Origin of the sequence: Endozoicomonas sp. GU-1 (assembly GCF_027366395.1) — a bacterium.
GTDB lineage: Bacteria > Pseudomonadota > Gammaproteobacteria > Pseudomonadales > Endozoicomonadaceae > Endozoicomonas.
Map to the genome: position 1 here is coordinate 5,570,881 of NZ_CP114771.1, position 18,279 is coordinate 5,589,159.

General features: G+C 52.1%; 12 protein-coding genes and 2 pseudogenes. 11 read left to right on the forward strand and 3 right to left on the reverse strand.

The annotated features are described in order from the left end of the window. Nucleotides 1-189 precede the first annotated feature (189 nt). Nucleotides 190-3,318 (reverse strand): annotated as a pseudogene (locus tag O3276_RS23395) (efflux RND transporter permease subunit). A 1-nt stretch (nucleotide 3,319) separates the two neighbouring features. Then, nucleotides 3,320-4,549, reverse strand: a complete 1,230-nt coding sequence (locus O3276_RS23400) for an efflux RND transporter periplasmic adaptor subunit (protein WP_269673459.1) — start codon at nucleotides 4,547-4,549, stop codon at nucleotides 3,320-3,322. 597 nt (nucleotides 4,550-5,146) lie between these two features. On the opposite strand from O3276_RS23400, the gene O3276_RS23405 reads away from it, so the two are divergent. The 5 genes from O3276_RS23405 to O3276_RS23425 all read left to right on the forward strand — a co-directional run bounded on the left by O3276_RS23405 (nucleotide 5,147) and on the right by O3276_RS23425 (nucleotide 9,772). Then, complete coding sequence (locus tag O3276_RS23405; RefSeq protein WP_269673460.1) at nucleotides 5,147-5,869, forward strand: response regulator; 723 nt, start codon at nucleotides 5,147-5,149, stop codon at nucleotides 5,867-5,869. A gap of 11 nt (nucleotides 5,870-5,880) precedes the next feature. Continuing rightward, nucleotides 5,881-7,272, forward strand: a complete 1,392-nt coding sequence (locus tag O3276_RS23410) for an ATP-binding protein (RefSeq protein WP_269673461.1) — start codon at nucleotides 5,881-5,883, stop codon at nucleotides 7,270-7,272. Then, nucleotides 7,265-7,966 (forward strand): deoxyribonuclease V, encoded by a 702-nt coding sequence (gene nfi / locus O3276_RS23415; RefSeq protein ID WP_269673462.1) that lies wholly within the window; start codon nucleotides 7,265-7,267, stop codon nucleotides 7,964-7,966. The genes O3276_RS23410 and nfi overlap by 8 nt, the downstream gene beginning before the upstream one ends. Next, the gene (locus tag O3276_RS23420; protein WP_269673463.1) at nucleotides 7,935-8,558 is read left to right on the forward strand and encodes a hypothetical protein; all 624 of its coding nucleotides are present in this window, start codon (nucleotides 7,935-7,937) and stop codon (nucleotides 8,556-8,558) included. Before nfi ends, O3276_RS23420 begins: the two co-directional genes overlap by 32 nt. 167 nt (nucleotides 8,559-8,725) lie before the next feature. After that, nucleotides 8,726-9,772: an ankyrin repeat domain-containing protein gene (locus tag O3276_RS23425; RefSeq protein ID WP_269673464.1), complete on the forward strand. Its 1,047-nt coding sequence runs from the start codon at nucleotides 8,726-8,728 to the stop codon at nucleotides 9,770-9,772. 15 nt (nucleotides 9,773-9,787) lie between these two features. Here O3276_RS23425 and O3276_RS23430 read toward each other — a convergent pair whose 3' ends face one another. After that, nucleotides 9,788-10,492, reverse strand: a complete 705-nt coding sequence (locus O3276_RS23430; protein WP_269673465.1) for a hypothetical protein — start codon at nucleotides 10,490-10,492, stop codon at nucleotides 9,788-9,790. A 227-nt stretch (nucleotides 10,493-10,719) separates the two neighbouring features. Here O3276_RS23430 and O3276_RS23435 point away from each other — a divergent pair, with 227 nt between their 5' ends. From O3276_RS23435 to O3276_RS23455, 6 genes and pseudogenes are all read left to right on the forward strand, one after another. Continuing rightward, the gene (locus O3276_RS23435) at nucleotides 10,720-11,550 is read left to right on the forward strand and encodes a hypothetical protein (RefSeq protein WP_269673466.1); all 831 of its coding nucleotides are present in this window, start codon (nucleotides 10,720-10,722) and stop codon (nucleotides 11,548-11,550) included. A 117-nt stretch (nucleotides 11,551-11,667) separates the two neighbouring features. Continuing rightward, nucleotides 11,668-12,015 (forward strand): hypothetical protein, encoded by a 348-nt coding sequence (locus tag O3276_RS23440; RefSeq protein ID WP_269673467.1) that lies wholly within the window; start codon nucleotides 11,668-11,670, stop codon nucleotides 12,013-12,015. A gap of 17 nt (nucleotides 12,016-12,032) precedes the next feature. Further along, the gene (locus O3276_RS23445) at nucleotides 12,033-13,496 is read left to right on the forward strand and encodes a hypothetical protein (RefSeq protein ID WP_269673468.1); all 1,464 of its coding nucleotides are present in this window, start codon (nucleotides 12,033-12,035) and stop codon (nucleotides 13,494-13,496) included. Between the two features lie 299 nt (nucleotides 13,497-13,795). Continuing rightward, nucleotides 13,796-13,996 (forward strand): annotated as a pseudogene (locus tag O3276_RS25985) (RING finger domain-containing protein); the annotation flags it as partial. A gap of 18 nt (nucleotides 13,997-14,014) precedes the next feature. Then, nucleotides 14,015-15,583, forward strand: a complete 1,569-nt coding sequence (locus O3276_RS23450; protein ID WP_269673469.1) for an ankyrin repeat domain-containing protein — start codon at nucleotides 14,015-14,017, stop codon at nucleotides 15,581-15,583. Between the two features lie 118 nt (nucleotides 15,584-15,701). After that, the gene (locus O3276_RS23455; RefSeq protein WP_269673470.1) at nucleotides 15,702-18,263 is read left to right on the forward strand and encodes an ankyrin repeat domain-containing protein; all 2,562 of its coding nucleotides are present in this window, start codon (nucleotides 15,702-15,704) and stop codon (nucleotides 18,261-18,263) included. Nucleotides 18,264-18,279 lie beyond the last annotated feature (16 nt).

Consider the following 18,279-nt stretch of genomic DNA (forward strand, 5'->3'; position numbering starts at 1 on the left):
TTATGAATAACCAGTTAATAAGCCAGCGATCTGGAATATGGTTTCAATGTAATTGATGGGCTCCGTCATAGACTGCCAGACTTCGTTCGTCTTGAAGCGTAGTTGAAAGTCGTCAACTCTAACCGCTGAACACTGTGCCAATCACCCTCCCGGTGAACGGAGATTGTACACAGCATCCTCCTGATTCAATTAACTATTTGCCTTGTCAGGATCAAAATGCTCACGCACCCTTTGCAACAGTAAATAAAACACTGGAATCAGCAGAGTGCCAAAGATAGTGGCCGCCAACATCCCGGAGCTCACCGTGATACCGATGATCTGTCGGCTGGCGGCACCAGCGCCAGTGGCAAGCACCAGCGGCATTACCCCGAGGATAAAAGACAGTGCCGTCATCAGTACAGCACGGAAACGCAGGCCTGCGGCATTAATGGCTGAGTCAAAAATACTGTTGCCTTCCCGACGTTGAACCATGGCAAATTCCACGATCAGAATTGCCGTTTTTGCCGCGATACCAATTAACAGCACCATCCCGATCTGGGCATAGATGTCATTGGCCAGCACCGGATTCCACTGTCGCATGATATTGATCCCTACAAAGGCACCAAAGGTAGCAATGGGTACGGCACTGATGATGGCCAGTGGCATGGTCCAGCTTTCGTACTGGGCGACCAGGAACAGGTAGGCAAACAGGAAGCACAGCGCAAACAGGATGGGTGCCAGGTTGCCTGCTTCGATTTCTTGTAAAGACTGACCTGACCAGGAGTAGGTATAGCCCTGGGGAAGGTTCTCAGCCAGACGGGCCATTGCCGCAATGGCGTCACCGGAGCTGTAGCCCGGAGCAGCCTGACCACTGATGCTGGCGGATTGATACAGGTTGTAATGACCGATACTGCTGGGGCCCAGCACGGGTTTCAGGGAAGCAACCGTGGTCAATGGCACCATTTGTCCCTGACTGTTACGGACATAGAACTTGCTGAGGTCAGCCGGTCCCGCCCGGTCAGCACTTTCAGCCTGCAGGTTGACCTGATAGTTCTGGCCAAACAGGGTGAAGTTATTCACGTACAGTGAGCCCAGCTGGGTTTGCAGCGTCATGAAAATCTCAGATAACGATACATCCTGGGCCTTGGCTTTCTGACGATCCACTTCCAGCAGGTATTGCGGCACATTGGCCTGCCAGGTTGAGAACACCCGGGCCAGTTCCGGCTGCTGGTTGGCCTGGTAAATCAGGCCATTCATGACCTGGCTTAGCTCTTGGGATGAGCGTCCCATGGTGTCTTGCAGCCGGAAGTCAAAGCCACCGGATGACCCAAGACCCGGAATGGGGGGGAAGGCAAAAGCCATGACCTGTGCTTCTTGCAGCGACCACAGTTTCGCCTGGGTTCTTTGCAAAATGGCATCCTGGTGCAGCTCAGGGCTCTGTCTCTCTGACCAGTCATCCAGTACGACAATGGCCATGGCCGCATTACTGCTGGAACCACTGAAGATACTAAAGCCGGAAATGGTGATAACGCTATCCACCCCTTTTTCAGAGCGAATCTGGTCGGTGATCTCCCCCATTAATTCCTGGGTGCGATTCAGAGAAGCCGCATCCGGAAGCTGAATGTTGACCGCAAAGAAGCCCTGGTCTTCACCGGGGACGAAGCCGCCGGGTGTGGTGGTAAACATAAAGCCGGTACTGCCCAGCATCACCGCCAGAAGACCAACGCCCAGAATGGAACGGCGCAATAAAAGTTTTACCCAGCCCTGGTAACCCCCGGTCAATTTGTGAATCAGGGTGTCTACTGGCTTCAGCCAGACAATCTGGTCAAGACTGCCTTTTTTCAGTAACACTGAGCACAGTGCGGGGCTTAAGGTGAGCGCATTGACCGAGGAGATCAGTACCGCGACAGAAATGGTCACGGCAAACTGGGTATAAAGGCCTCCGGTAATGCCCGGCATAAATGCCACGGGTACAAAAACCGCCAGCAGTACCATGGTGGTGGCAACAATGGGGCCGGATACCTCTTTCATCGCCTGACGGGTGGCCTCTTTCGGTGCCATGCCTTCTTTGGTGATCAGTCGTTCAACGTTTTCAATCACGACAATGGCATCGTCCACCACCACACCGATGGCCAGCACCAGGCCAAACAGGCTGATGGTATTGATGGAGAACCCCAGTACCTGCATGACCGCAAAGGTACCAATCAACGACACCGGGATAGCGATGGCGGGAATCAGCGTTGCGCGCCAGTTCTGCAGGAACAGGAAGACCACCAGGATAACCAGAAGTACCGCTTCAAACAGTGTTTTGACCACCTCATTGATGGACTCGGAAATAAACTCTGTGGTGTCAAACTTGATGGTATAGTCCATGCCTGCGGGGAAGTTCTTCTTCAGCTCTTCCATCTTGGCTTTTACGCTTTTGGCCACGTCCATGGCATTGGCATCCGGTTGCTGGTAAACCACCAGGAATGCCGTGGGTTGTTTGTTCAGCCGTGCATCACCCTCGTAGTTCTGGGAACCAAGTTCCACTTTGGCAATATCTTTAATGCGGACAAAGAGCCATCCGGGTTTGCCCGGATAATGATATTGCTAAAAGCATCAGGGGATTCCAGCTGTTCCCGGGTGCGAATCGTATAGGTAAATTGTTGATCCGGCTGATTGGGGGGATTGTCCCAGTTGTCCGGCGGGAACAATGGCATTCTGCTCATTAATGGCAAGACTGACGTCGGAAGTGGTGACACCCAGTGCCGCCATCCGGCTGGGGTTCAGCCAGACGCGCATACTGTAGGTCATGGCACCCATCACCTGGGCCTGCGCTACGCCATTGATACGGGTCATTGGGTCTATCAGATAGTTACTGGCGTAGTTGCTCAGATAGACCTGATCAAACTTGCCGGATTCCGACACCAGGTTAACCCCGAGCAGCATATTGGACGACTGTTTTCGTACATTAATGCCCAGTCGGCGCACCTGTTCAGGCAAACCCGGTTCGGCAGCGGCTACCCGGTTCTGCACGTTGACCATGGCGATGTCCTGGTCGGTGCCGGAATCAAAGGTGACGGTGATGGACACACTGCCATTATTGTAGGCTTTGGAGTCCATATAAATCATCCCTTCAACCCCGTTTACCTGCTCTTCAATGGGGCGCATAACCGCAGACTCCAGGGTTTCTGCATCGGCACCCGGGTAGGTGGCGTTGATGGTTACCTGGGGCGGCGTGATTTCCGGGAACATACTCACTGGCAGTGTTGTCAGCGAGATCAGACCGACCATGGTGATCACAATCGAGATGACGAATGCGAACTTGGGCCGGTTAATAAAAAACTGGCTGATCATCTCAGATATCCTGCTCCTGTGGCTTGGCGGAAGCGGGGGATGAAAGCGTACCGGTGGTTGGGTCTACATTAACCAGGGTTGGCGATACGGTGCCGCCCGGGCGCACTTTCTGCAGGCCCTGAACGACAATCTGTTCACCTTGCTTAAGGCCGGAGGTGACTGCCCACATGGCATTGATACGACGACCGACTTCCACCTGTCGGGTTTCAACGATATTTTCCGGCGTGACAACCAGGACAAAATAGCCGGACTGATCCTGCTGAACGGCGGCCTGAGGAATCAGGGGCATGGGCGTTTTCTGATGGCTTTCTGCCTGCAGCGTGACGTAGAGGCCCGGCAGAATAATACCCTGAGGGTTCGGGAAGGTGGCTCGCAGGGTCAGGGTACCCATGGTTTCATCGATCTGGGTGTCGGCAAAACTGAAGGTGCCTGGCTGGTCGTATTCAGTGCCATTGGGCAGTCTGAGAGAGAGCTTGAACCTGCCTTTTTCTTCGGCCTCAACGCTGGCTTCCTGCGCCGTTCTGGCTCCGGGGTGTTCCGCCAGATGGCTGATCAGCTGTCGTTCATCCACCTGAAAAGTAACATAGATTGGATCCATGCTGGTCAGCGTCGCCAGAGGCTGGCTGGTGGGTCCCACCAGATTGCCAACACTGTAGGTTGATTTGCCAATTTCCCCCGTGAAGGGTGCGGAAATTTGCGTGTAGCCAAGATTCAGCCGGGCTGTTTCCAGACTGGCTTCTGCAGCTTCCACCGCAGCCACTGCCTGAGCTTCCGAGCTGGTTTTATTATCGTAGTCAGCCTGACTGATCGCCCCCCGTTTTACCAGATCCCGGCTACGCTCAAGGTTTTTCCGGGCGTTAATAAGGGAAGCTTTGCTGCTTGCCAGCTGAGCCTCGGCACCTTTGAGGGCGGCTGCAAATGGTGCCCGGTCAATTTCGTAAAGCAGCTGGCCCTGTTCAACCATACCTCCTTCGGTAAAGTTTCTTTTGACCAGAAAGCCTTCTACACGAGCACGGATGTCTACCTCATTGATCGCTTCTGAACGGCCAATGTATTCATAATAGTCGCCGACTTCCTGATCGATTACACTGACAACCGATACACCGGGTGGCGGCATTTGATGTTGCGGCTGCTGCTCCTCCGAGCAACCGGCCAGAAGGAAAATAGAGGTGGCTAAAGCGCCTATCGGAAGCCATTTTCCGAGTTTACGATCAGTGATGTTAGCGATCATTGACAGCTCCGTACTGTTTGCATTCAGCAAAATACCTACCACTTATTTGTTTTTGCAAACGTCATAACCTGTTAGGGGAGAAGGTATTGGCGGTCTTAAGTATTACCCTGTATGACTTCAGGGGAAGGGCGTCTTTGGCGGGAAATGCCCCGTGCAAAGCGCCGGAGAGTATACAGGGTTATGTACTGTGACGGATAGTATGAGGTTCATCCATTCAGAGCCATGTGGAAAACCACTATTGGCGAATCCTTTACTGTTTAAAATGGAATAAGCCAGGGCTTTACACTGCTTTTACCGGATCTATTGACCCGATTGAGATGCAAGTCAATACACTGAATTCGAGATTCAGAAACAGTGATCAAAGTCGTTACTGTTTGGGGTTGATGTGTTGTCTTGCCGCTGTTTAACTAAGCATTCCTGTTTGATGAATGATATGATGTCCCGCGCTTTGGGCAAGCCTCTTAATTAAATCAATGAGCAGAGGCAGCCAGAAAACCCGGGCGGGGGCAGACTGGCCGTACCATCAGTTACTTTACGAGCTGTACCTTTAACCCCGCTTTCCCCCAAGGCGGGGTATTTTTTTATGGAGCACATGCTATGAGTCACTCTATAAGTACAGGCAAAACCAGTGCCAGGCTGTTGCTGATTGATGATGATATCGAGCTCTGTGAATTGCTGGTGGAATATCTGGCCACAGAAGGGTTTACGATCTCTGCGGTTCATGATGGTGAAGCCGGGGTTGATGCCGCTCTGTCCGGGATGCATGACCTGGTGCTGCTGGATGTCACCTTGCCGAAGCTGAACGGTTTTGATGCCCTGAAGCAGATACGCCAGCAGTCGGACATCCCGGTTCTGATGCTGACTGCCCGTGGCGATGATGTGGATCGGATTATCGGTCTGGAAATTGGCGCGGATGATTATTTGCCCAAGCCCTACAACCATCGTGAGCTGGTGGCCAGAATCAAGGCCATTCTGCGCCGTGGCCGTACACCATTGATTCCGGAAGGGACCAGTCGAACCCTGCAGATTGATGATATTGCCCTGAACCTGGCCAACCGTGAGGCCGCCATTGCCGGCGAACCACTGGAGTTGACGGCCACTGAATTTCTGGTGCTGAAATCGCTGATTGAAAAGGCCGGTGAACTGATCTCCCGGGATGACCTGACCCAGATCGCCCTTAACCGTAAGTTGACACTGTATGACCGGGCCATTGATATGCATGTGAGTAATGTGCGCAAAAAGATTGGTACCCGGCCTGACGGCAATCCAAGGATCAAAACCGTGCGTGGGTCTGGTTACTTTTATATTCTTCCGGGCTGATGGGGTTGCCAGTGCGAGTTAAAATCCCCGGGCTGGTGGTCTGGCCATGGCACAGTGTCTTCTGGAAGATTTTTCTGTGGTTCTGGCTGACCATGATTGCCATGCTGGTGACGCTGTTTCTGGCCTTTGCCATCACCGTCGATCCTTCGGACTTTCTGTCCGAGCGGCGGGCGCTGTTTCGTGAGCTGGAAATAGCGGCCCGTAAAATGGAGCTGCTCTCCCGTACTTCCGTGCATTTACCCATTCCCCGGTTCCCCGGCAGTGGTTACTACCTGTTCGATACCGAGGGCAATATTCTGGGCAGTGCGTCGATCTCTGAAGAGTTGATTTCTGCCTACAATAAAACCCGGAATCTCAGCGATCCGACCATTACCTTTCGCCGAGGGGTGGTGGTGGTCGGCCCACAGCGCATTACCCTGAATGATGCCCCCTACGAACTGTACCTCACCAAGGAGATGCCAATGCTGGTGCACTGGCGGGTGCAGCAGGTTATTGCACGTCAGTGGCATCTTATTATTCTGGCGTTGGGTGTCAGCTTCTTTCTCTGTGTGGTTCTGGCCCGCTACCTGGTGGGGCCGATTCGGAACTTGCAGCGGGCCTCCAGAAAGCTGGCCCGTGGCGACCTGAGTGCCCGGGTGGGCGGCAAGGTTGCCGGACGCCGGGATGAACTGGGTGAGTTGGCCAGGGATTTTGACCATATGGCGGAGCAGGTCGGGTCTCTGGTGTTCAGTAAAGAACGGTTGCTGCGGGATGTCTCCCATGAGTTAAGGTCGCCGTTAACCCGGTTGCAGATCTCTCTGGCGCTGGCCAGACGAAAAACGCCGGATGCCGAGGCAGAGCATGCGCGCATCGAGCGGGAGATAGAACGCCTGGATCAGTTGATCGGACAGATCATCCACTTTTCCCGTATTCAGCAAAATATGGCCAACATGGTCTGCGAGAAACTGGCTCTCGAAGGTATGCTGAAAAAGCTGGTGGACGATGGCAACTTTGAAGCCCAGGCCCGTGACAAGGCCGTGGTATTGAAAGAGACCGCTAAAATTGAGCTGGTGGCTGTACGAGAGTTTCTTTCCAGTGCGGTGGAAAACATCATCAGGAATGCGATCCGTTTCACTCCGGAAGGTTCGGAAGTTGAGGTACGGCTGTTTCGTGAGAACGATGTGGCGCTGATTCGTATTCGTGATTATGGGCCGGGGGTGCCTGAAGAGACCCTTGGCGATCTGTTTGAACCCTTCTTCCGGGTAGATGAAACCCGGGGTAAGGAAAATGATGGAACGGGTCTTGGCATGGCGATTGCAAGTACCGCAGTATCGCAACATAACGGCTCCATTGCTGCCCGCAATGCCCACCCGGGTCTTGAAGTGACCCTTCGTCTTCCGTTAAGGAATGGGTTGAGTGTCTGAGTTTGCTGACCTGCGCTGGGACCTGTCATTGGCCGAAGCCATATCCATGCAAACGACACTGGCCAGTCAGGTGATCCAACGGGATGACCTGCCTGAAATTACCCGTGTTGCCGGTGTTGATGTGGGCTTTGAGGATAACGGGCGGGTAACCCGTGCTGCCGTTGCGGTTCTGGCTTTTCCCTCTCTGCAACTGCTGGATTACACCATTGCTAAAGTACCGACCCGGATGCCCTATATTCCCGGGTTGCTGTCGTTCAGGGAATGCCCGGCGATTCTGGCAGCACTTGGCCAGTTGCGGATAACGCCTGATCTGTTGCTGTGTGATGGTCAGGGAGTGGCTCATCCACGGCGCTTTGGCGTTGCCTGTCACGTTGGTGTGCTCACCGGGCTGCCCGCCATTGGGGTTGCCAAGAGCCGACTGTGTGGAAACAGTGATACCCTGCCAGAGCAGAAAGGGGCCAGGGTTGAACTGCGGGATAATAATGAAGTGATTGGCAGTGTGCTGCGCACCCGAAGCGCAACCCGCCCACTGTACATCAGTATTGGCCATAGAATATCGTTGAACACGGCGGTGCATTATGTTGAATCATGTCTTACCCGCTTCCGGTTGCCGGAAACCACCCGTTGGGCAGATGCACTGGCTTCCAACCGGGGGCAGGCGGTTGCCAGGGCCAACCAGATTCTGGCTCGCTAACGTTTTCTGCGCTCTGGCAGTTATTCTCCTGGGGGGCTGTGCAGGAAATGACCGGGAGGTTTACAGCCAGCAGCAGTTTCAGCAGCTGGTGGATAAAGGCTTTCTGTCACCACAGATTCGCCATCTGGATATGCTGCCGATGATGACGGTGCAGCTCTATCTGGACACGCCGCAGATTTTTCTTCAGGGGGATGGCAAGCCCCTGATGTTCCATATCGATGGCAAGGTGGATGCGGATATCTTTGGGGGGATGGTTACGGAAAAACTGCCGGTGCAGATTACCGGCTTCACCCAGCTGAGATATTCCAGGGAAGATGAGGCCATTTATTTTACTGATATAGCGTTTATGGAAGCCCGGATTGACCTGGAAGTGGCATTGTTCAAAACCATGATCGTGGACAGCTTTCAGAAAGCATTGCTGAAAGAGCTGGCCGGGATGCCATTGATCTCGTTGGTCAAAACACCGGAACTGGCGGCCACCATCGAATCACTTACCAGACATAATGCTGATGGGCAGATTCAATTTGATATCCGCGAAGGCAGCCTGGTGATTGAACCGGTTCCGGGCCACAGTGATCGTTCTTCTGGCTAAAGTTTGTTCTGGCAGTCATCACTTTTCCCGGGAGACTGTTGACGTTTTGTTACTCAGCTCGTAACTAAACGTCAACAGATCCTATATACAGTTTTCATGCAAATGGTGTATCAGATCAATGCGTAAGCCCTATATTTTAATGATGTCCCTGATGAAGAGCAGACATCATGAACAGTATCAGCAATACGCCAGCACTCAGGATTGAACCACCGGCAAGCCAATCCCCCCTCTCCGGCACTGTTGACCAGGCCAGCAAACAACAAGAGACCAGTCCCCATTACCAGACACTGACCGTACATGGGAAACGTAAAATTACGGTTCGGGACAAGCTGGACCTGGTCATGGCTGTCAGATCCGGACGCCGCAATGAAGTTGAACGGCTACTGCATAAGGGCGTGAACATTCGCAAACAATACTATTTGAAATATCAGGATTCCCCGTTGAAAACGGCTGTGAACCATCGTCGTATCAAGATTCTGGAATTGCTGCTGGAGCATGGGGCAAACCCTGACGATCATGCCGTCGGTGTCAAAACGCCGTTGAACTCTATCCTTAAAGAAAAGCCTATCAGTATTAAGGTCATGAAGGTATTGCTAAAACACGGTGCGAATCCTGACGCCAAGACCAAGGGGCGCTACACCCCGTTGTTTTGGGCTGTCTACCATAGGCATATCAATGCCGTAAAGCTACTTCTGCAGCATGGGGCAGACACTAATAGCAGAAGCTCGGGCTACGAAACGCCACTATACAAAGCGGTGAGATTGGGGGATATCAAGATCGCGAAGCTGTTGCTGGAGTCCGGTGCGGACGTTAATGGCAAGTCAACCGGCTTGACCACCCCTCTGGCTATTGCGGTGCACACCGGAGGTTTAAGGAGTGTGAACTTGCTGTTGGATTATCATGCGGATGTTAATAGCGTCGATGGCGACAGGATAGCCCCCCTTGAGTTAGCTGCCTGGAAAAAGCGGGTTGATATTGCCTTTGAACTGCTCAGGTGTGGCGCTCGTGCGGATAAAAAGCTGACCAGAAATTTGGTCAGGAAGGTTATCCGTAAATATAAGATAAACCCGAAAACCACACCGCTGTCGCTCAAAGGTGCCAGCTTACGTGCTATTGGGAAACATCTCAATGGACGTGATCCGAGAGTTTTGCCTTTGCCCGAGGCCACACGGAAGGAATTGCGATTACAGAGACGGGGAACAATATTTCCGTGAATCTCGTCTTCCGGGTTAACTCGAAGGCTTGAAGGAACCCATCATAATATTGAAAGTATCCATGACCGGATAGAGCGGGTAGAACGTGCGCGGGCTGGCAAAGTTTCGGGTCAGGTCATATTTAAAGTCGCTGAGAATAAAGTCCGGAATCTCCGGAACCCATTGGTTCCCCGCTTTCCTGAAGGTGAACACTTCGCTTCTGGTCTGATAGCCGGAGTATGACTCCGGGAAGATAGTTAGTACGGTTACAATCTCTCCATCATCATCTGCCTGCATACGAAACCCGGGGGGCACATGAATTTCGTAGGCCCGGGAAATACCCACATTAAATTTTGATTTGGAAATAATTCGCACATAAAAATCCTCTGGACTCAGTTCATTGGCTTTTGCCCGTCCTTCAGGAAAAATAATTTGAAACAAATGACTTGAGTGATAGCGTTGCACCTGATGCTTCAACAGTTTTAATGCGTCTGCAGCAAAGAAACTGGCGAATTCGTCAAAGTCAAACGTGTTCAGGTTTCGAACCATCTCAAGGACAGTAGATTTAAGCTCTTCTTTATCTGCTTCAGATAGCGACGAATCCCCGTGCGGCATTGGTGAAGTTATTTCTGCAAGGACCGGTTTGCTTTTGTCGTTGGTTTCTGCCCCACCAAGGCATGACTGGACAGTGACGAAGATGGCAATCATGCCAATAAGACATAATTGAATGACTCTGGACACTTGAACCTCCTGACAAACCAGTTAAGTAGCTAACCATATGAACATAAGATAGCCAGTAATTCCGGTTTCTGCAGGTAGAGATGTGATTGCCAGAAAATATTATGGAAAGTCGTGTCGGTAGCCGAAAGGTAGTCAAGTCCCGGAATTGTTTTCAAGAACTTTTCGGTTATTAATATTGTCGAAAATGTCGCACAAAACAAACGCTGGCCAATTCAGAGTATTCAAGCATGATCAATAACCACTTGGCTGTCAGGCCAGATCTCCCCCGGTCGCTATCAGAAACCTCTGAAACATCGCCAAGTGAGGCTGCGGTTAGTTCTCTGTTGAGCACTCAGCAGTACCAGCAGCAGTTTGCCGGTAGCACTTTGAGAGAGCGAAACGTTGAATGCTCAGAACATTCGGAATCAGTAAGACGTGATGCTTCGGGAAATGCAAGCGACACTGGACAGATAATTTGGTGGTATCGATATCCTGAGGATCCATTCGAGGAGAGAGACGATATCTACAGATGGATTGACAATGGGTCGAATGACAAAATTGTCGAACTGATTGGTCAGGGGTTTAACCTGGACCAGATCGATAGCTGCGATGAGCCACCGTTATTTTATGCCCTGAATTTCGGTTCTCTGGAAACCGTTTTGCTGTTACTGAAACTTGGGGCGGACCCGAATTTATTTCGGGTTCGTCCCAGTTTTACCTCCAAGAGCAATGGTGATTACAGTTTACGGGAGACCGACAAATTATCACGGTTGGTTCTGCTGCTCAGTTATGGTGCCAAACTATTGGAGGATAACAAAGCTTTCGGTGACGTGTTTGAAGATAACCGGGTGTTCCGGCTTGCGGTCTATTACTTCTGGGAAAAATATCGTGAGGGTCATGAGGGTCCCATACCCGAACCAAAATCGGTTGAAGAACTGAACCAGCTGGTTTTTAAGCTACCGGTTCTGCAAATCACGGCATACATTTCGTTGTTTAATGAAGAGCTCGGGGTATTACGCCGACCATCAGGCATCTTGCCCGCTAATTTACAGGAGTTTTTTGACTTTGTTGGAGCCTGACTGTGGGCAGTGAAATATCCGGGTTAACCGCAAGGAATCTCCCGGGGCGGCCTGAACCTTCTCAGATGGGGGTTCAGGAGTCATTGGGCCACTTCATAAATAATTGAGCCTCTGACAATGAAGGAAAAAAAACTGCTGAAAGAGTTTGCTGAAGTGCTGGAGACTTCACGGATATGGTGGATAACTGAATCACCATCCGTGAGAAGTATTTTTGACCAGATTTTTCTGGCAGAAAAACATAAAAGCCCGCTGACAAAGGGCATGATGAGTGTGGTGACTAAATTTAAATCCCACGTCAATCTGAGGCGTAGTCTTAGCAGTAATAAAATTTTTGATAAACGACAGAAAGAATTTTTATCAGTGAGGCAGACTTCACTGGGGGAACGTGATATAGGCCTGAAAACGTCTGAGCTGCCAAAGATAACGTTCACTCCTGGCAGTCCTGAACGTAAACCAAAAGTTTAATTACCTGGTGTTTATTTATGACGTATCCCAACTGGTCACCATTACCATCCACTTCACAACCTGTTGCCACAGCAAATCAATTATCGTTGCCGCCAGATCAGCTAGTCGCCTGTTCTGCAGACGTAGCCAGCTTCGACGCACGGCACGCCACCCTTGCATTATCTGAGCGTCTGCAATTGAAGTATCAGGGGTATTCTGACCAGGATATCTGCGCCGCAGAAAAAACATTGCAGCAACGGTCAACCGAACCACTGACGGTAGATCGCATTCTTCAGGAGCTGACTGACAGACGTGTTGATATAACCTCCACACTGAACAGCCTTGATGCGGCAGTCGACAACACTCCCGGCACTAATGCCAAGCTCCGTCTGGCAGGTCAGGTTATGAATTTCGCCCAGTCACTTAAAAAACGTGTGGACTGCGAATTTAACCAACATTTCTCCGCTGCGTGGCCAGACCGGCAAAAAGTAGCTGAGATGGTCAGCCAGTGGCCAGAGTCACTGAAGGAGTCAGCAATCTATATCCGCTATGGGTGGCCAGTTTTGAAAGTTGGCAGAGGTGTTGATATTTTGTGTGATTTCAGGTCTGCCATGCAGGTTTGCAACAGTCCTGACGATCAATACGAGGGGCTTCATCCAAAGGTTCACCCTGATTTTTGGGGATGTTTTGATCCCGGGGACTTCAAGGATTATTCTGATGATGACTTTCGACGTGCTTTCAAAGAGAGTGCCCCAAAGTATCAGGCCCTGATTAGAAATCTGCCGGCAGATTTTCCGGTAATCAGTCGCAACGCGTACCTGGATTATCCGGTCTTTTTCCGTCTGGTGAGGGAAATCTGGCTTGACGCAATACATACCCGCAATACCGGAACCATGGAAAGAGTCAGTCATTTGATGGTGTCATTTACGGATCGGATAAACCGCAACAGCCATCGCTTCGGCAGCTACAACAACTACATACAAGCACTGGATGACCAGTTGGCGTGTGGCTATTCAATGAAATATGAAGGGTTGTCCGTTTTATCATTTCTGCTGGCAACGCACCCCCGTAGATGGAATGAGAACTATAGTTTTGTTTCCCGGCGGTTGATCCATTATGCGTTATCTGATCAGGAAAGTAAGCTGAAGACATGCCCTGTTACATGGGGAGCAGATCTGACACAGCAACTGAGTATCTGCTATTGGGTAGAGTCAAAGTTGATTCCGGATACCATCATGACCCTGCGTTTTCTGAGTGATATTGTGCAGTATATTGATAAGGATAACCGTCGATTTGGTTCAGGCACTCTCTCGGATCAAGTTTACTGGACAGAGAGTTGCAGGCCGGGACGGTACTTTGATAAAGAAACGCATCAGCTGCTGTCACCCATCATCGCATCGGACCCGCAAACATTATATCCGATGGAGGAAACCAGACAGGTGCTCACTGATTTTTACAGTGGCATTATTGGGACGTCCGGTGCCACTCCAGCAAATGGCTGAAAGCACACCAGCTTTAATGCCTGACTCTTCACTGAATATTTTCATCACGCTCAGAAGGGCCACTCGTCTGTTCAGATAATAAACGACATCGGATTAATAATCTGGGAAATAACAGCTTGAATCTTACCATGACAGATCAACGTCGTTTGTTTCTGATCATTCCGGTCATTAAATTTATAATACTTTCGTCGTAAAAAAGCTCTCTGAATTTTTCTTTACCAGCAACAGCTATTTATATTGAATTATTGTTTATTCTTTTTCCCCAGGCTTTTTCCACCATTTACCAATACGACTGTCTTATGAATGCCGTTGGCTGTTACTCTTATCCTGTATCCACTGATACTTCAGGGTCATTCAGTGATGATGAGTGTTCCATTTGCAAAGAGGATTTCCATGGCCGTAGTGTGGTACCCGTTGTCGTCAAAACCAAATGCGGGCACAGGTTTGATCTGGACTGTATTTCGAGATGGCTCGGTTCCGGATACGGGCAAGGGACCTGTTGCATTTGTCGCCAGGCAGTGTTACCGCTGGTACGGGAGGCCGGTGCCTGTGTTTATGAGGACTCACCCTTCTGCGAAGCCCTACCACTGCAAGCCTGTCGTACTGGTGATGTCGAGAAATTAACCGCGCTTTTGAGGTTGGACCCTGGCACGGCCCGGAAAACGTTCAGGTCTGCAGTTACTGGGCAGCAGGTTGATCTAATGATCGTCGCTGCCCAGAACAATAACGCCGACTGCCTGCAAGCCTTGATGGCTGCCGGGGCAGATCCCAACACGGTCCGGTCTGCAGATGGTGCCACCCCTCTGTTAATCGCTGCCCAGAACGATAACACCGCCTGCCTGCAAGTCCTGTTGGATGCCGGGGCGGATCTCAATGCCACCTTGGCTTCGGGTGTCACACCACTGTTCATCGCTGCCTGTCACAATAGCACCGCTTGCCTGCGTCTCCTGATCGCTGCCGGGGCGAAACTCAATGCCACTCAGGGTCCGGAGGGTGCCACCCCGCTGTACATTGCTGCCCAGAACAATAGCCTCGCCTGCCTGCAAGCCCTGATCACTGCCGGGGCGAAGCTCAACGCTGCCCTGAATACAGGTGTTACCCCGCTGTTCATCGCTGCCCAGAAGAATCACATCGCCTGCCTGCAAGCTCTGCTCACTGCCGGGGCAGAGCTTGATGTCGCCAGAACTTCGGATGGTATCACCCCGTTGCTGATTGCTACCCAGCAGAATAGCGTCGCCTGCCTGAGAGCCCTGATCGTTGCAGGGGCAAAGCTCAATGCCGCCATGACTTCGGGTGCCACCGCGCTATTCACCGCGGCCCAGAATAATTACATTGCCTGCCTGCAAGCCCTGATCTCTGCCGGGGCTGATCTCAACGCCGCCCGGACTTCGAATAATACCACTCCGCTGTTTATCGCGGCCGAGAACAATCATATCTCCTGCCTGCAAGCCCTGATCCTTGCCGGGGCGGATCTCAATGCCGCCCGGACTTCGGGTGCCACCCCGCTGTTCATTGCTGTCCAGAAAAATAACATCACCTGCCTGCAAGCCCTGATCACTGCCGGGGCAGATTTCAACGCCGCCTTGAATTCAGGCTCCACCCCGCTGTTCATCGCTGCCCAGGACAATCACCTCGCCTGTCTGAGAGCCCTGATCACTGCCGGGGCAAAGCTTAACACCGGCCGAAATTTAGATGGTGCTACCCCGGTGTACATTGCTGCCCAGCACAATAACATCAACTGCCTGCTAGTCCTGCTCATTGCCGGGGCGGATCCCAACATTGCCTGTACGGATGATGGTGCCACCCCACTTTACGTCGCTGTCCAGAGCAATAACACCGCCTGCCTGCAAGCCCTGATCTCAGCCGGGGCGGATCCCAACATTGCCTGCACGGATGATGGGAGTACTCCACTGATGGTCGCTGCCGAGACCAATAACATCGACTGCCTGCAAGCCCTGATTGCGGCAGGGGCAGATCTCAACGCCCGGACTACGGATGGTGCTACCGCACTGTCCATCGCTGCAGGGAGCAATAATATCGCCTGCCTGCAAGCCCTGAGCGCTGCCCTGGCCAGGAAGGAAGACTGAGGCAGCAGCAAGCCAGCCTGTGTTCCCAACGCCTTTAAACAGTTGTTATTGCATTGAATTTTTTTGTTTATTGTTCATCTAACCCTGTCACTGATTGACACATGCGGGTGTTTGCTCAATGGATGTCACTTCCGATTATTCATCCTCCGTTCCCATGGAGGTCTCCGGGTCGTCGGATGAGGTTTCTGGTTCCACTGGACATGGGGCTTTTCATGGCCGTGACGCAGTACCCGTGTTCGTAAATACCCGGTGCGGACACCGCTTTGATCTGGATCGTGTTTCCAGGGATTTTGCCAAAGAACTGGCCGGTACCCGTAAGTGCGCGGCTTGTCAGAATAATCCGATGCCTCTGGTCAATGAGCATACCGGTGAATATTACCGGGACGAACACTTCCCTGATCCGATATTTTTTTACGCCTGTATTCGTGGGGATCAGTCTTTGATTCGTTCCCGGTTGCTCCAGGGGGTTAATGTTAATGTTCCTATGGAGCATGACTTAACCGCCCTGATATGGGCATCCCAGAACGGGCACCTTGAGATTGCAAGGCTGCTGATCGGCAGCGGTGCTGACGTCAATGCCGTTACGGACAAAGGCATCACAGCCCTGATGTCGGCATCCCTGATCGGGTGCCGGGAGATCGCCAACCTGCTGATCAACAACAGCGCTGACATCAATGCCGTTTCCAACAAAGGCACCACTGCCCTGATGCTGGCAGCCAGCAGGGGGCACCGGGAGATCATCGTACTGCTGATGGACAGGGGAGCTGACCTCCATGTCTGCCGGAGCAATGCCGACAATCTCAATGGCTGGACAGCCCTGATGTCGGCATCCGATAACGGGCACGTGGAGGCTGCCAGGCTAATGATCAATAGGGGGGCTAAGGTTAATGCCGTTATGGAAAATGGCTCCACAGCCCTGATGTTGGCATCCGGAAACGGGCATTGCGAGACCGCTGAGTTGCTGATCGACAATGGTTCCGAGGTCAATGCCGTTATGGATGATGGCTCAACAGCCCTGAAGCTGGCAGCCAATAACGGGTACCGTAAGGTTGCCAGGCTGCTGATTGGCAACGGCGCAGACGTCAATGCCTGTGCAGACAATGGCTTGACTGTCCTGATGTCGGCATCCATGTATGGGAAGCGTGAGGTCGCTGAACTGCTGATTGACCACGATGCTGATGTCAATGCTGTCAGTGAAGATGGCTTGACTGCCCTGATGTTGGCATCCCGGAATGGGCATCTGGAGATTGCCCGGCTGCTGATCAGCAAGTTCGCTGATGTTAAAGCCAGGATGGATGATGGTGCCAGTGCCGTGATATTTGCAGCCAGGAACGAACATTGGGAGATCGTTAAACTGCTGGTCAACAGCGGTGCTGAGGTCAACGACAGTATGGACAATGGTTTGACTGTCCTGATGTCAGCATCCTGGCGCGGACAGCAGGAGGTCGCCGCGCTGCTGATCCACAAAGGTGCAGATGTCAGTGCCAGGGTGGATAATGGCTTGACTGCCCTGATGTCGGCATCCCAGAGTGGACACCGGGATGTCGGCGTGCTGTTGATCGGCAATGGTGCTGATGTCAATGCCACTATGACAGATGGTTCCACTGCTTTGATGTTGGCAGCAGAGAGCGGGTGGAGTGAGGTCGCGGAGTTGTTGATCGAAAGAGGCGCTGAGGTCGATGCCGTAACTGACAATGGCTTGACTGCCCTGATGTCGGCATCGGAGAACGGGCAGCGGGAGGTCGCCAGGCTGTTGATTGTCAGGGGAGCTGAGGTCAATGCCAGGATGACTGATGGCATCAATGCCTTGATGTTGGCAGTCATGAAAGGGCTGTTGGGCACCACTGAACTGCTGATCAGCAGTGGTGCCGAAGTCAACGCCAGTAACGACGATGGCTTAACAGCCCTGATGATTGCGGCCCGGAGCGGCCACAGTGATATTGTCAGGTTGCTGATCGACAAGGGCGCGTCTGTCAATGTCTGTATGTCCGACGGTTTTACTTCTCTGATGTTGGCATCCCGGAATGGGCACCTGAAGGTTGCCCGGCTGCTGGTTGATAACAACTCTGAGATCGATGTTGCCATGGATGATGGTTCCACTGCCCTGATGTTTGCCTGCGAGAAAGGACACCGGGAGGTTGCCAGGTTGCTGATTGACCGGGGCGCTGACGTCAATACCGTTATGCACACTGGCCTCACTGCCCTGATGTTTGCATCTCAGAATGGACACGAGGAGATTGTCAGGCTGTTGATCGACAGGGGGGCTGAGGTCGATGTTGTGTTAAAAAATGGTACCACAGCCCTTATGTTGGGGTGCCTGCACGGGCGTCGTCAGGTCGTCGAGCTGCTGATCAACATCGGCACTGAGGTCAATGTTGCCAGGAACGACGGTTTTACTGCCTTGATGTCGGCATGCGAGAGAGGCTATCGGGATGTTGCCGGGCTGTTGATCGACAGTGGCGTCAAGGTCAATATCCGCATGGGAAATGGTGCCACTGCCCTGATGTTTGCATCCCGGAATGGACACGTGGAGACTGTCAGGCTGTTGCTCGACAAGGGCGCTGAGCTCAATGCCAGTACCGACAATGGCGTCACTGCCCTGATGTTGGCAGCACAGAACAGGCAGTGGGAGGTTGTCGAACTGCTGATCAAAGTCTTGATACGGGAGGGGATAGGATAAAATACGATTTCATTCG

What these genes read in the sequence shown, in the direction of transcription:
- O3276_RS23425 (WP_269673464.1), top strand. Translation starts at nt 8,726, where the DNA reads ATGAACAGTATCAGCAATACGCCAGCACTCAGGATTGAACCACCGGCA.
- O3276_RS23435 (WP_269673466.1), top strand. Translation starts at nt 10,720, where the DNA reads ATGATCAATAACCACTTGGCTGTCAGGCCAGATCTCCCCCGGTCGCTA.
- O3276_RS23455 (WP_269673470.1), top strand. Translation starts at nt 15,702, where the DNA reads ATGGATGTCACTTCCGATTATTCATCCTCCGTTCCCATGGAGGTCTCC.
- O3276_RS23445 (WP_269673468.1), top strand. Translation starts at nt 12,033, where the DNA reads ATGACGTATCCCAACTGGTCACCATTACCATCCACTTCACAACCTGTT.
- O3276_RS23400 (WP_269673459.1), bottom strand. Translation starts at nt 4,549, where the DNA reads ATGATCGCTAACATCACTGATCGTAAACTCGGAAAATGGCTTCCGATA.
- O3276_RS23405 (WP_269673460.1), top strand. Translation starts at nt 5,147, where the DNA reads ATGAGTCACTCTATAAGTACAGGCAAAACCAGTGCCAGGCTGTTGCTG.
- O3276_RS23440 (WP_269673467.1), top strand. Translation starts at nt 11,668, where the DNA reads ATGAAGGAAAAAAAACTGCTGAAAGAGTTTGCTGAAGTGCTGGAGACT.